Here is a 14639-nt window from a genome sequence, read left to right on the forward strand (position 1 = left end):
CACCGTCTCCCTGCTGCTGCCCCGCTTCTACGACGTCACCGCGGGCCGCGTCCTGGGCCATGCCCTAAGGGGGCGATGGCACCCCTAGGGCCGTACGAATGGGACGTATATCCGGCGCAGGCGACGACATTGCGCGGTGCCAGCGCCGGAAGCAGCTCCGCGAGCTCGGCGCCCCCGGGCGCACTCGTTCCCGGCGCCCCTTCACACACCCCCGCCCCGCCCGCAAGAGCTGGGCGCCATCGCGGAGCGAGTCATTGACCGGCAATTGTTTTCCGGCTATCCGTGTCTCCTTGGAAGTTTCCTTCAAATGATCGAGGAAGCCCTCCGGAAGGAGCGCAGATGCACTCCAGACGTACCGTTCTGACCACCGCTGCCGCCGCGGCCGCCGCCGCTGCCGCCGGTGCCGGGCCCGCGCACGCCGGCCCGGCCGCCGTCGGCCGGCAGGCCGGGCCCGGTTCCGCCACCCGGGCGCGGCTGCGCCGTCTCATCGCCCGTATGACGCCCGAGGAGAAGGCCGGGCAGCTCTTCGTGATGCGGGTGTACGGGCACTCCGCCACCGACCCCGACCCCGCGGACGTGGCCGCCAACCAGAAGGAGATCGGGGTCGCCAACGCCGCGGAGCTGATCGCGAAGTACCACGTCGGCGGCATCATCTACTTCGGCTGGGCGCACAACACCCGTGACCCGCATCAGATCGCCGATCTGTCCAACGGCATCCAGAAGGCGGCCGCCGCCCAGCGCGTACCGGTCCCGCTGCTGATCTCCACGGACCAGGAGCACGGGATAGTGGCCCGGGTCGGGGCGCCCGCGACGCTGCTGCCGGGGGCGATGGCGCTCGGCGCGGGCGGCTCCCGCGACGACGCGCGCACGGCGGGCCGGATCGCCGGCCGGGAGCTGTACGCGATGGGCATCCGGCAGGACTACGCGCCGGACGCCGATGTCAATGTCAACCCCGCCAATCCGGTGATCGGCGTCCGCTCCTTCGGCGCCGACCCGCAGGCCGTGGCCCGTATGGTCGCCGGCCAGGTGAAGGGCTATCAGGACGGCGGGGTCGCGGCCTGCGCCAAGCACTTTCCCGGGCACGGCGACACCGACACCGACAGCCATGTCGGGCTGCCGCACATCCACCACAGCGCCGAGGAGTGGGAGCGGCTGGACGCGCCGCCCTTCAAGGCCGCGATCGCCGCCGGTATCGATTCGATCATGACGGCGCACATCGTGGTGCCCGCCTTCGACCCGAGCGGGGACCCGGCGACGCTCTCCCGCCCGATCCTCACCGGCATCCTGCGCGAGCGGCTCGGCTACGACGGTGTGGTGGTGACGGACTCACTCGGCATGGAGGGCGTACGGGTGAAGTACGGCGACGCCCGGGTGCCGGTCCTGGCGCTCAAGGCGGGCGTCGACCAGCTGCTGAACCCTCCGGATCTGTCCGTGGCGCACGCGGCCGTCGTCCGGGCCATGGCGGAGGGCGAGCTGACGGAGCGCGAGATCGACGCGAAGCTGATGCGTATCCTGCTGCTCAAGGAGCGGCGCGGGCTGTTCGAGGACCCGTACACCACGCACGGGGCGGTGGACCGGGTGGTCGGCACGCGGGGCCATCTGGCCGCCGCGGACCGGATCGCGGGCCGCACGACCACGCTGCTGCGCAACGACGCGGGCATTCTGCCGCTGTCGCGGCGCCGGGAGCGGCGGGTGCTGGTGGTGGGGGTGGACGCGGCCGCGCCGTCGGGCACGGGCGGTCCGCCGACCGCGGTGCTGGCGAAGGCGCTGACGGAGCTGGGCTTCACGGCCGACGCGCTCTCCACGGGGCCCTCGCCGAGCCGGCAGCGGATCGACGAGGCGGTGGCGGCGCTCGGCGAGCGGGACGCGGTGGTGGTGGCGACGTACAACGTGACGGCCGGCTCCTCCCAGCGGACGCTGGTCGGCGCGCTGCTGAAGACCGGTAAGCCGGTGGTGCAGCTGGCGGTCCGCAACCCGTACGACATCGCCCGGCTGGACGGTGTGCGGGCGGCGCTGGCCAGCTACTCGTGGACGGATGTGGAGCTGCGGGCGGCGGCGCGGGTGATCGCCGGCCGGCGGGATCCGGCGGGCAGGCTGCCGGTCGCGATACTGCGCGCCGACTCCCCCGGCCGGGAGCTGTTCCCGATCGGCCACGGTCTGCGCTATCGGTGACCTGCCACGACGGCGGGCCCGGCGGCGGCGCGCTCCCTGCCCGGGGAGCGCGCCGCCGCGGTCAGCGCGTCACGGCCGCAGCAGCGGCATGCGGCGCATCTCCTGCTTGTCCAGCTTCTTGTTGTACGGGGCCAGCGGGGTGGCCTTGCCGTGCGGGGCGCGGACGCCGGCCCAGTCGAGGAGCTCGGCGGTGGCCTTGGTGCGGTCGGCTTCCTTCAGCTTGGCGATGTTGGCGCCGTGGTTGCCGCCGGGGACGGTGAACAGATACGCGTCCCGGGAGCCCTTGCCGGGCTCGAAGTGCTCCGAATTCCAGGGGTCGTACTGGCCGTTGACGAACATCATCCGCTGTGCGTGGTGACGCACCCAGCGGTCGACGTCGGGCATCGCGCGCCGGTCGAAGCTCATCGGGATGTCCTGGGGCACGAAGGTCCGCGAGTTGTTGATGCCCGGGTACTTCAGCAGGCCGTCCAGTTGCGGGTAGCCGTAGCCGGGCTCACCGAGCTGGGTGCCGGCCTGGTAGTAGTACGGCGTGTAGGGCTCCATGCCCTGGTCGGTGTAGCTGCTGAAGCCGCCGACCTTGTCCATCCACTTCCACAGGTCGTCCGTGGAGACGGTCGGCTTGGGGATCTCGGTGCAGGCGGTCTCGGCGGGCTGGTACTGCCAGAACCCGAACACCAGGTCCGTGACCATGACTTCATAGGCCCGGTCGGCGCTGCCGACGGTCTTGAAGGTCTGCTTCTCCTTGTCGGCCCAGGCCTGGAAGCGGTCGACCATCTCCCCGCGGCGCACCAGGGCCTCGCGCTCGATGGCGGCGAGGTCGGTGCGGCACTGTGCGGTCCCGACGGTCTGGAAGAACCGGTCGTAGGCGGCGTCCTCGTCGTTGCTCACGTCGTTGGGCGCGACATAGGCGACGGTGCCGTTCATGTCGTCGGGGAAGAAGCGGCGGTAGTAGGTGGCGGTCATGCCGCCCTTGCTGCCGCCGGTGGCTATCCAGTTCTTGCCGTAGATGCGGTGCAGCGCCGTGAAGAGGCGGTGCTGGTCGTTGGCGGCCTGCCGGATGTCCAGCTTCTTCCAGTCGGCGGGCGAGGGCCGCGACGGGGTGAAGTAGCGGTATTCCAGGGATATCTGATTGCCGTCGATGATCTTGGTGGGTTCGCTGCGGGACGGCGTGGTGCTGACGTTGTAACCGGAGGTGAAGAACACCGTGGGCCGGTCCACCGACTTGTGCAGCAGGGTCAGCCGCTGCTGGAAGGTCCCCTTCGAGGGGTGCCGGTGGTCGATCGGCTGGGTGTAGTTCAGAACGAAGTAGCGGTAGCCGTCGACCGGCTTCTCCTCGACGAGGCTCATCCCCCGGATCGCCAGGATCCGGTCCTTGATGTCCCCGTCTCTCGGCTCGGCGGCGGTGGCCGCTCCCGCCGAGGCGCTGCCGGCCGTGGCCGTGCCTATGAGCACGGCGAGCGACAGCAGCCATCTGGTGGCCTTGCGCATGCACCCTCCCCTTGGGATAGCAAAGGTGGGGCTGAACCTATCGGCGCGCGGGGGGTGCCACCAGCCCCCGGCGCCATCTGGCGGATCGTCCGTCAGCGGCGCGGGGGCCGGGCCGGGTTCTTCGGATCGGCCCGGCCCCCGTGCGGCGGGCCTCAGGCGACGAGTTCCTCCTCCTCGCCCGTGAAGGTGCGCCACAGCTGTGCGTACCGCCCGTTGCGCGCGAGCAGTTGCGCATGGCTGCCGTCCTCTGCTATCCGGCCCTGGTCGAGGACGACGACGCGGTCGGCGCGGGCGGCGGTCGTCAGGCGGTGCGCGACGACGAGGGTGGTGCGGCGGCCGATGAGGCGGTCGGTGGCCTGGGTGACGACGGCTTCGGTGGCCAGGTCGAGGGAGGCGGTGGCCTCGTCGAGCAACAGCACGTCCGGGTCGACGAGTTCCGCTCGGGCCAGCGCCAGCAGCTGCCGCTGGCCGGCGGAGAGGTTGCGGCCGCGCTCGGCGACCTCGTGGAGGTAGCCGCCGTCGAGTGTGGCGATCATCTGGTGGGCGCCGACGGCGCGGGCCGCGGCCTCCACCTCGGCGTCGGTGGCGTCCGGGCGGCCGTAGGCGATGGCGTCGCGGACGGTGCCGGCGAAGAGGTAGGACTCCTGGGGGACCACGCCGAGGCGGCGGCGGTAGCCGGTCAGGTCCAGCTCGCGCAGGTCCGTGCCGTCGATGCGGACGGCGCCCGAGGACGGGTCGTAGAACCGCGCCACCAGCTTGACGAGGGTGGACTTGCCGGCGCCGGTCTCCCCGACGAAGGCCACGGTCTGGCCGGCCGGGATGGTGAGGTCTATGCCGGCCAGCGCCGGCTCCCCGCTCCTGCCGTAGTGGAAGTGGACGTCGTCGAAGGTGAGGTCGCCGCGCAGCGCGGGCACCTCGCGGGGCCGCTCGGCGGCGGGGGTGGTGCTCGGCTCGCGCAGCAGCTCCTGGATGCGGCCGAGCGAGACGGACGCCTGCTGGTAGCCGTCGAAGACCTGGGAGAGCTGCTGTACGGGGGCGAAGAACAGGTCGATGTAGAGCAGGTAGGCCACCAGCGCACCGGCCGTGAGGGTGCCCGAGCCGACCCGGCCGGCGCCGACGATCAGCACCAGTGCGGCCGCCACCGAGGACAGCAGCTGGACGAACGGGAAGTACACGGAGATCAGGAACTGGCCGTGGACGCGGGCTTGGCGGTAGGCGTCGCTGCGCGCGGCGAAGCGGTCCCGGCCGCGCCGCTCGCGCCCAAACGCCTGGACGATCCGCAGCCCGGCGACGTTCTCCTGCAGGTCGGCGTTGACGGTGCTGATCCGCTCGCGGGCGAGTTCGTACGCCTTGACGCTCTGTTTGCGGAAGAAGTACGTGCCGATGATCAGCGGCGGGAGGGTGGCGAAGACGACCAGGGCCAGCTGGAGGTCGATGGCGAGCAGCGCGACGAGTATGCCGAAGAAGGTCAGCATCGAGACCAGGGCGGTGACCAGGCCGGTCTGCAGGAAGGTGGACAGCGCGTCCACGTCCGTGGTCATCCTGGTCATGATCTTGCCGGTCAGCTCGCGTTCGTAGTAGTCGAGCCCGAGGCGCTGCAGCTGCGCGAAGATCTTGAGGCGGAGGGAGTAGAGGACCCGCTCGCCGGTGCGCCCGGTCATGCGGTTGCCGCCGATCTGGGCGGCCCACTGGGCGAGCACCACGATCAGGGCGAGCACGGCGGCCGTCCACACGCCGGCCAGCGCGCCGCGGCGGACGCCCTCGTCGATGCCCTGGCGGATCAGGACCGGCAGCAGCAGCCCGGCGACGGCGTCCACGGCGACCAGCGCCAGGGCGAAGGCCAGCGGCCCGCCGAAGCCGTGCAGCAGCCGGCGCAGACCGTAGGAGCGCTCGGGGCGCACCGCCCGCTCCTCGTCGATGCCGGGGGTGTCCCGGGCCGGCGGCAGCGCGGCGACCTGGGCGAGCAGTTCGGGGGTGGCCGGTGTGCCGGCCGTCGCGGCGCCGAGGCCGGGCCCGGCGGCGGCCGCGCGGGGCGCCACACCGGCCCCGCCCTCCTCCTCGGCGTCCTGTTCGCGGCGGACCCACAGCTCGGGGGTGACGGTGCCGGCCGCGGTGTCCCGGCCCCGCTCGCCGTCCGCGTCGCCGTCGAGCGCGTCGGTCCCGTCGGGTCCGGCGCCGTCGGGGAGGTACTCCAGCAGTCCGGTGGCGGCGAATTCGCCGCCGAAGGCGCCGGCCAGCTCGCCCGCCGGGTCGCGCGGGGCGCCGCCCAGCTCCTCCGGGTCGGTCAGCAGCTTGCGGTAGAGCGGACATCGTTCGGCGAGCTCGTCCTGGGTGCCGATGTCGACCAGCCGCCCGCCGTCGAGGACGGCGACCCGGTCGGCGAGCGCCAGGGTGGAGGCGCGGTGCGCGATCAGCAGGGTCGTACGGCCCGCCATGACGCCGCGCAGCGCCTCGTGGATCTCGTGCTCGACCCGGGCGTCGACCGCGGAGGTCGCGTCGTCCAGCACCAGCAGCCGGGGGTCGGTGAGGATGGCGCGGGCCAGGGCGACGCGCTGCCGCTGGCCGCCGGACAGGGTCAGGCCCTGCTCGCCGACCTCGGTGTCGTAGCCGTCGGGCAGCTCGGATATGAAGCCGTCGGCCTGGGCGGCGCGGGCCGCGGCGCGCACCTGCTCGTCGGTGGCGTCCGGATGGCCGTAGGCGATGTTGTCGCGCACCGAGTCGGAGAACAGGAAGCTGCTCTCGGGGACCAGGCCGATGGCGGCCCGCAGCGATTCCAGCGTCAGTTCGCGTACGTCGTGGCCGCCGACCAGGACGCGGCCCGCGGTGACGTCGTAGAAGCGGGGCAGCAGCAGGGAGACGGTGGACTTGCCGCTGCCGGACGTGCCGACCACGGCGACGGTCTCACCGGCCTCGATGCGCAGGGAGAAGTCGTCGAGGACGGGGCGCGCAGGGCGGCCGGGGCCGGGCCCCGCGCCGTCGCCCGTGGCGTGGCCGTCGGGTGCCGGTGCGTACCCGAACGTCACCCGGTCGAAGACGACGGTGGCCGGGGCGTCGGCGGGCAGCTCATGGGCGTCCGGGCGCTCCTCGATGAACGGTTCGGTGTCGATCAGCTCGTAGACCCGCTCCACGCCGGCGCGCGCCTGCTGGCCGACGGTCAGCATCATCGCCAGCATCCGGACCGGTCCGACCAGCTGCGCCAGATAGGTGGAGAAGGCGACGAAGGTGCCCAGCGTGATCTGGCCCCGGGTGGCCATCCAGCCGCCGAGGGCGAGCATCGCGACCTGGCCGAGCGCCGGTACGGCCTGCAGGGCGGGGGTGTAGCGGGCGTTGAGGCGGACCGTGCGCAGCCGTCCGGCGAACAGCCGGCGGGAGACCTCGCGCAGCTTGCCGGTCTCCTGCTCCTCCTGGCCGAAGCCCTTGACGACGCGGACGCCGGAGACCGCGCCGTCCACGACTCCGGCCACCGCGGCCGCCTGGCCCTGCGCGTACCAGGTCGCGGGGAACAGCCGCACCCGGCTGCGCCTGGCGATGAACCACAGGGCGGGGGCGACGGCGAGTGCGACGACGGTGAGCAGCGGGGAGAGGACCGCCATCACGACCAGCGAGATCACGAAGAGCAGCACGCTTCCGATCATCATCGGGAGCATGAACAGCAGGCTCTGGATCAGCTGCAGGTCGCTGGTGGCGCGGCCGACGACCTGGCCGGTGCTCAGCTCGTCCTGCCGCCTGCCGTCGAGCCGGGCGATCGCGGCGAACATCCGGGTGCGCAGTTCGTGCTGGATGTCCAGGGCGAGCCGGCCGCCGTAGAAGCGGCGGAGGTAGGTCAGGACGTAGACGACCACGGCGGCCGCGATCAGCAGTCCGGCCCACAGGGCGAGCGAGCGCTCGTGCCGGACGACGACGTCGTCGATGATCAGTTTGGGTATGAGCGGGACCAGCGCCATCACGGCCATCCCGGCGAGCGAGGAGCCGAGCGCGAGCAGTACGTCCTTGCGGTACCGCCAGCAGTCGCGGGTCAGCCGCCGCGCCCAGCCTTCTCGGTGCGTATCCGTGCCCGCCACCCCATGCCTCCCGCCCGTCGACACCTATCGCAAGGCACCAACACCGCCGGGTGCGAATTTCATCCCATCGCAACAATCCGGCGGCCGGGCGGGCGGCCCGCGACGGGGCGGTCACGGGAGGTGACCGCCCCCAACGGGGCGGGGCTCACTCCACGCGCTGCACCGTCAGCTCCGAGATCCCCGGATGCGGCGCGGGCTTGCCGCCGGCTGCCGGGGTCCGCTCGCCGGTCACCGTGACCCGTACGTACCGGGCCGGGGTACGGCCCGCGTACCCCGTCCCCGACCAGTGCTTTCCGTCGGTGGAGACCTGGACGTTGAAGGACTTGGGGCGGGTCCTGGTCCAGTGCGGGGTGATCTGGCCGACGCGGGTGGTGCGGCCGAGGTCGACGGTGAGGGTGCCGGTGGCGGCGTCCGGCACCCAGGCGGTGGCGGCGTTGCCGTCCACCGCGCCGGGCGCGTACATCCCGGGCTCCTCCGAGGTCGCCGTGGCCGGTGTGCACCGGGCGGCGTTCGTGGTCGCGGCCAGATCGGGGCGGCGGGTCTTGAGGACGGCCGGCAGGCCCCGGCTGACGATCTTCTCGCCCTCGGGCGACTCGATCCGCATCGGCGCCCCGGCGGTCAGCCGCACGGTGGTCTGGTGCGCGCCGATCTCGATCTCGTACGTCCGCCCCTGCCAGCGCAGACCGCGCAGGGTGACGCCGTCGGACAGCTGCGGCGGCAGCATCGGGTCGAGCCGCACCCGGTCCTCGCGCAGCCGCAGGCCCGTCAGCCCGTGGGTGAAGGTCTGCAGGAAGCCGCCCTTGCCGGTGAGGAAGTCCTGCGCGGGCTGCCCGGCGTGCGGGTCCGCGGCGCCGGCCTTGCTGCCGCGGGCCTCGGAGAACTGCGCGAACGGCCCGCGCACGAACGGCTTGATGGAGCGCAGCAGATAGGTGTACGTCGCGCAGCCGGCCTCGCCGATCCCGGCCGCGTCGACGGCGTGCACCGAGTCCGTCATGGCCGGGCCGTCCGGGTCGGTGCGCGCGGCGTAGAAGTCCAGGGTGCGCGCCGCCCGGCCGGGCGGCATCGGCCACTCCAGCGGGTACATCAGCAGCACGGTGTCGGCCTGCTTGATGGTCGTGCCGCGGTAGCCGGCGTACTGCTCGAAGACCCGGTTCCTGCGGTCGTAGGGGATCCGCAGGCGGTCGGCGACGGTTGTCCAGGAGGCGGGTGCCCGCTCGCCGAGGAGGGCGGCGGCGCGGGTGGCGTGCCGCAGTGCGGTGGCGGCGCCGGCGTTGGTGAAGACGCCGTCGGTGACGCCGTTGCTGTACTCGTCCGGTCCGGCGACGTTCTTGACGGAGTAGCTGCCGTCGGCGTTGCGGGTGGCCCGCGACGCCCAGAACTCGGCGATGCCCTTGAGGACCGGCCAGCCGCGGGAGCGCAGCCAGGCGGTGTCCTTGGTGGCGAGGTAGTACTGCCAGGCGGCGAGGGAGACATCGCCCATGAGGTGGTTCTGCGTCCGGCAGTGCGGCGGGTCCCAGCTGTGGCACTCGTTCCACAGGTCGCCCTTGCTGCCGCTGGTCCAGGGGTAGAACAGCCCGTCGTAGCCGAGCTTCCTGGCGTTGGCGCGGGCCCCCTCGCGGGTGCGGTAGCGGTAGTCGACGATCGACCTGGCGAGTTCGGGGTGGCTTGCCAGCAGTCCCGGATACATCCAGGTCTCGGCGTCCCAGAACACCTCACCGGCGTAGTTGTCGCTGGTCAGGCCGGTCGGGCCGATGCTGTTGGCGCTGTGGGCACGGGTGTTGGACAGCAGCCCGTACTGGGCCGAGCGCACCCAGGACTGCAGCTCGGGCCGGTTTTTGACCTCGATGTCGGCGCGCCACAGCCGCTGCCAGGCGGCGGTGTGCCGGGCGAACAGGGCGTCCCAGCCGCGGTCCGCGGCCCGGCGCGAGGCGGCGTCGGCGGCGGCGCGCGGCGCGCGGGAGGTGAGCGCGGTGTCCACGCCGACGTACTTGGTCAGTTCGTACGAGCGGCCGCTGCTCACCGGGAAGGTCACCCGCTGCCGGCTGCTCAACCCGTCGGTGCGCGGCGCCTGTTGGGGATGCTGTGCGCGGACTTCCGGGCCGGTGCGCAGGGTGGAGGCCACCGCGCCCTCGGTCTTGGTGCCGTTGGTGCGGAAGCCGACGGCCATCGTGCGGCCGGTCGCCTCGCCGCCGGAGGCGGTGGCCGGTTCGATCCGGCGGGCGCCGCGTCCGTCGAGGGCGTCGGTGACGGTGGCCGCGCCGCTCCAGTGGGGCGTCATCCGCAGGCGTACGGCACCGGTGTGTGCGTCGTCGCGGTCGGCGAGTACGTCGTAGACCAGGTCCGTGGCGCGGCCGTCGGCGGCCGTCCAGGTCAGCGAGGTGCGGACGAAGCCGCAGCGCAGGGAGAGCGTCTGGCGGTAGTGGGAGATGCGGCCCGGCTTCGTGGCGGAGGAGAAGGTGTCGGGGCGCTCGCCGCCGGTGGTGACGTCGAGGGTGGTCCAGGTGGGGATCGCGGCGACGGCCTGCCGTCCCTGGACGTTCTTCGGCCCCTTGGCGTACAGCCCGGAGACGAACGAGCCGTCGTAGGCGGGGGTCTTCAGCGGCCAGCCGGTCGCGCCGCCGGGGGCCGAGTAGCCGGTGCCGTTGGGCGGCACCCGCTGGCCGAGGTAGCCGTTGCCGACGTAGGCGTGGTGACTGTCCTCGGGGTCGATCCTGGTGGCGGTGGCGGTCCAGTCGGCGCCCTGCTCGCACGGGTCCTGCCCGGCGGGCGCGCCGGGCGTCGGCGGCGCCGCGGCGGACGCGGATATCGGGGCGAGGACGGCGACCAGCGCGGTGGCGAGCAGCGGGGCGACGAGCTTGCGGGGGCGGCGGGCAGAGGGACCGGCGCGTCGCCCGTCCGGGTCCTGCGGTGAGCGGTCCACGGGGGGAGGTGCCGAGTGTTCCATGGTTCTCCGTCGTCTGTGCGCGCCCGTGCCGCGGCCACCGCGACACGGACTTCACCTTGAACATCATCAGGCCCCCGCCTTCACCGCACCTTAGGGCGACTGGGCCGTTCGGGTCACGGACCTGGCCGCGACGACTCGCCGCCGCACCCGGCCCGCATTGCTCCGATTGGTCAAAGCGCCGCGCTTGCGGCACACTTTTAGACTGACCAGTCAGATCAAAAGGGGAGGGGTTTGTGAACACCACCCGCCAGGGGGCGGCGGTCAACGCCAGGGGAATGGGAGTGCAGGGCCCACGGGGGTGGGCCTTCCGGGGCATCGACATCACCGCGGACCCGGGCTCGCTGATCGCCGTCCAGGGCCCCTCGGGCTCCGGGCGCACCTGTCTGCTGCTCGCCCTCACCGGCCGGATGCGGATCACCGAGGGCCATGCCACGGTCGCCGGGTTCCCGCTGCCCAAGCGGATGGGGACGGTGCGCGGCCGTACCGCCATCGCCCACGTACCGGGCGTCGCCGACCTCGAACCGGCCCTCACCGTCGGCGAACACCTCAAGGAACAGGCCCTGCTGGGCCGCCGCCTCAAGGGCTCGCTCCCCTGGGGCAAGAAGCACAAGGAGGCCGCCCGGGCCCGGATCGACGCCGCGCTGACGGCCGCCGGCCTCGATGCCGACGCGCTCCCCAAGGGCCTGCGGACGACCGTCCGCGACCTGGAGCGGCTGGAGGCGCTGCGGCTGTCGATCGCGCTCGCGGTGATGCACGGCCCGCGTCTGCTGGCCGTCGACGACGTCGATCTCAAGCTGTCCGCGGCCGAACGCGACCTGGCCTGGCAGCTGCTGCGGGACCTCGCACTGGCCGGCACCACCGTCGTGGCCGCCGGCAGCGACGCACCGGCGGACGCGCTGATCGTCAGCACCGCGCCCGCGGACCGCGCCCCGTCCGCCGCCCCCGACCCCGGCCAGGACACCCCGGCCGCCCCCCACACCACCGAGGAGGAAGCGGCGCATGCGTTCGCCGAAACTGGCCGCGCTTGAGCTCAGGCGCTTCGGCAGGGGCAAGCTGCCCCGGCTGGGGCTGGTCGCCCTGATGCTGATCCCCCTGCTGTACGGGGCCCTCTACCTCTGCTCCTTCTGGGACCCCTACGCCCGCCTGGACAAGATCCCGGTGGCCCTGGTCAACGACGACCGGGGCGCCACCACCGGCGGCAAGAAGATCACCGCCGGCGACGACCTGGCCGAGAAGGTCAAGGACAGCAAGACCTTCGACTGGCAGGAGGTCAGCTCCGCGGACGCCGCCAAGGGCGTCGAGGACGGCACGTACTACCTGTCCCTGACGGTCCCGAAGAACTTCAGCGAGCGGATCGCCTCCAGCTCCGGTGACGACCCGCAGACCGGCGCGCTCCAGGTCCGCACCAACGACGCCAACAGCTACATCGTCGGCTCGATCTCCAAGACGGTCTTCTCGGAGCTGCGTGCGAAGACCTCGGCGAGCTCGTCCCGGGCGTTCTTCGACAAGATCTTCGTGTCGTTCTCGGACCTGCACACCGAGACGAAGAAGGCCGCGGACGGCGCGACGAAGATCGACGGCGGCCTCGGCAGCGCCAAGGACGCCACCGGCAAGCTCAAGGACGGACTGGGGAAGCTGGACAAGGGCTCCGGCGACGTCAGCAAGGGCGCGGGCACGCTGCACGACAAGGCGGGCGAGCTGACCCAGGGCGCGGGGAGCGTGGACAAGGGGGCCAAGGACCTCGACGAGGGCGTCGGGAAGGCCAACTCCGGGGTCCAGGAGCTCAGCAGGCGCATGGGCCAGCTGGCCGGCGGAACCCAGGAGCTCGCCGACACGGCCAACAGGCTGGCCGGCAAGGCGAACCCGGTGATCGACGGGCGCGGCAAGGAGCTGGGCGAGAAGGCGCAGATCGCGGCCGATGTCTCCCAGGAGATCGCGGACGCTCTCGACCGGCTGCCGGACGACATGTCCAGGGCCGCAACGCAGACGCGCCAGAGCGCCGACGAGGCCGCCGCGGTGTACAAGGAGAGCTGCGAAGGCCTCACGCCCGCCGCCAACTGCCTGCGGCTGAAGGCCCACGCCGACGGGCTCGCCCGCACCGCCGACACGGTGGAGAAGGCCAACGGCACGGTCAGCGAGAACACCTCGGCCATCAAGGACATGCAGCGCAAGCTGCGGGAGCTGCACCAGCTCGCCACGGTGGTCGCCAAGGAGGCTCCCACCGCCCAGCAGAAGATGAACACCGCCGTCGCCAAGATCAATCAGCTCAACGACGGTGCGCAGAAGATCTCCGCGGGCGCCGAGCAGCTCGCGGCGGGCACCGGCAAGCTCGCCGACGGCAGCGGCAAGCTGGCCGACGGTACCGGCAAGCTCGCCGACGGCAGCGGGAAGCTCGCCGACGGCGCGGGGAAGATCGCCGACGGCGCCGGCCGGGTGCACGACGGCATCGGCGACGCCAAGGACGGCGTGGTCAAGCTCGACGGCGGCATCTACCAGCTCAAGGACGGCTCCAACCAGCTGGCCGACGGGCTCAACAGCGGCGTCGCCAAGATCCCGGACTACGACAAGCAGGACCGCGAGCACCGCACCGGCGTCATGTCCGACCCGGTCGAGCTGGCCGCCAAGTCCCTGCACAAGGCGCCCAACTACGGCACCGGCCTGGCGCCGTACTTCATCCCGCTCTCCCTGTGGGTGGGCGCGATGGTCGCGTTCATGCTGCTCCAGCCGCTGGGCAAGCGCGCACTGGCCGCGGGCGCCCCGGGCTGGCGGATCGCCCTCGGCTCCTGGCTGCCGGCGTTCGCCATCGGCATCGTCCAGGTGCTCGCCCTGATGGCCGTACTCCACTGGGCCCTCGGCCTGGAGATGGCCCGCTCGGCCGGCACCATCGGCTTCCTGCTGCTGGCCACGGCCTGCTTCACGGCGATCATCCAGCTGCTGAGCGCGTTCTTCGGCCCGGCCGGCCGGGTGCTGACGCTGGTCGTCCTGATGCTCCAGCTGACCTCGGCGGGCGGCACCTACCCGGTGCAGACCAGCCCCGGGTTCTTCGCCGCCATCCACCCCTTCCTGCCGATGAGTTACGTCGTCGACGGCCTGCGCCGTCTGATCACCGGCGGCGACCTCGCCGTCGTCTGGCAGGGCTGCGCGGTCCTGGCCGCCTTCACCCTCGGCGCGCTGGCGCTCACCGCTCTGGCGGCGCGCGGCCGGCAGGTCGTACGGATGAAGGACCTGCACCCGGAACTCAGCCTGTGAGCGTTCCTTCGGGCCTTCGGGGCGGTGCCGTTCGCGGCACCGCCCCGGGGGGCGCGCCCACCCGCCGCCGCTCGGCCACCCGTCGCCGGATCTTCGACGCCGCCGTCCCCCTCATCGCCGAACAGGGCTTCTCCGCCACCACCGTCGACGAGATCGCCGACCGGGCCGGCGTCGCCAAGGGCACCGTCTACTACAACTTCGCCAGCAAGAACGTCCTCTACGAGGAGCTGCTGCGCGACGGCCTCGACCAGCTCGCCGACTCCCTGCGCCAGGCCGCCGACACCACCGCGGACCGCGGCGGCACCCGGATCGACGCGCTCGACGCGATGATCCGCGCGGGCCTGGACTTCATCGCCCGCTCCCCCGCCCTCACCCAGCTCTACGTCGCCGAGCTGTGGCGCACCAACCGCACCTGGCGCGCCACCCTGACGTCCGTACGCGGCCGCGCCCTGACCGTCGTCGAATCCGTCCTCGACGACGCCGTCCGGACCGGGGAACTCTCCGGAGAACTCGACGTCCCCCTCACCGCCTCCGCCCTCCTCGGCATGGTCCTGGTGGCCGCCCTGGACTGGCTGTCCTTCCAGCCGGACCGGTCGGTCGAGGAGGTGCACGCGTCGCTGTCGCGGCTGGTGCAGGGGCGGGTGGGGGCGCGGACGGCCTGACGGTCCGTCTCAGGCCGCCAGAGGGGTTCAGGCCGTCGGATGGGTTCAGGCCGTCAGATGGGT

At 72.6% G+C, this 14639-nt stretch carries 7 protein-coding genes; 4 read left to right on the forward strand and 3 right to left on the reverse strand.

Translation table 11 applies throughout. The features are described 5' to 3' along the window. Window positions 1-339 precede the first annotated feature (339 nt). On the forward strand, window positions 340-2172 hold the full coding sequence (locus tag ACWD6P_RS22980; protein WP_451446018.1) for a glycoside hydrolase family 3 protein: 1833 nt from the start codon (window positions 340-342) through the stop codon (window positions 2170-2172). 69 nt (window positions 2173-2241) lie between these two features. Here ACWD6P_RS22980 and ACWD6P_RS22985 read toward each other — a convergent pair whose 3' ends face one another. The 3 genes from ACWD6P_RS22985 to ACWD6P_RS22995 form a co-directional block, all read right to left on the reverse strand. Further along, window positions 2242-3660 (reverse strand): S28 family serine protease, encoded by a 1419-nt coding sequence (locus ACWD6P_RS22985; protein ID WP_451446019.1) that lies wholly within the window; start codon window positions 3658-3660, stop codon window positions 2242-2244. A gap of 152 nt (window positions 3661-3812) precedes the next feature. Further along, complete coding sequence (locus tag ACWD6P_RS22990; protein ID WP_451446020.1) at window positions 3813-7721, reverse strand: ABC transporter ATP-binding protein; 3909 nt, start codon at window positions 7719-7721, stop codon at window positions 3813-3815. 145 nt (window positions 7722-7866) lie between these two features. Then, window positions 7867-10665 (reverse strand): discoidin domain-containing protein, encoded by a 2799-nt coding sequence (locus ACWD6P_RS22995; protein ID WP_451446021.1) that lies wholly within the window; start codon window positions 10663-10665, stop codon window positions 7867-7869. Between the two features lie 233 nt (window positions 10666-10898). On the opposite strand from ACWD6P_RS22995, the gene ACWD6P_RS23000 reads away from it, so the two are divergent. Genes ACWD6P_RS23000 through ACWD6P_RS23010 form a run of 3 tightly spaced genes read left to right on the forward strand, consistent with a single transcriptional unit; the run spans window position 10899 to window position 14576 of the window. Next, the gene (locus tag ACWD6P_RS23000) at window positions 10899-11693 is read left to right on the forward strand and encodes an ATP-binding cassette domain-containing protein (protein WP_451446022.1); all 795 of its coding nucleotides are present in this window, start codon (window positions 10899-10901) and stop codon (window positions 11691-11693) included. Next, complete coding sequence (locus tag ACWD6P_RS23005; RefSeq protein ID WP_451446023.1) at window positions 11665-13914, forward strand: YhgE/Pip family protein; 2250 nt, start codon at window positions 11665-11667, stop codon at window positions 13912-13914. Before ACWD6P_RS23000 ends, ACWD6P_RS23005 begins: the two co-directional genes overlap by 29 nt. Then, window positions 13911-14576 carry a TetR/AcrR family transcriptional regulator gene (locus ACWD6P_RS23010; RefSeq protein ID WP_451446024.1) on the forward strand — a complete coding sequence of 222 codons (666 nt, stop codon included), beginning with the start codon at window positions 13911-13913 and terminating at the stop codon, window positions 14574-14576. The genes ACWD6P_RS23005 and ACWD6P_RS23010 overlap by 4 nt, the downstream gene beginning before the upstream one ends. The last annotated feature ends 63 nt before the right edge of the window (window positions 14577-14639 follow it).

This window comes from Streptomyces sp. NPDC002446 (genome assembly GCF_053595675.1).

Coding starts and splice junctions, on each gene's coding strand:
- ACWD6P_RS22980 (WP_451446018.1), top strand. CDS start 340: ATGCACTCCAGACGTACCGTTCTGACCACCGCTGCCGCCGCGGCCGCC.
- ACWD6P_RS22985 (WP_451446019.1), bottom strand. CDS start 3,660: ATGCGCAAGGCCACCAGATGGCTGCTGTCGCTCGCCGTGCTCATAGGC.
- ACWD6P_RS22995 (WP_451446021.1), bottom strand. CDS start 10,665: ATGGAACACTCGGCACCTCCCCCCGTGGACCGCTCACCGCAGGACCCG.
- ACWD6P_RS23005 (WP_451446023.1), top strand. CDS start 11,665: ATGCGTTCGCCGAAACTGGCCGCGCTTGAGCTCAGGCGCTTCGGCAGG.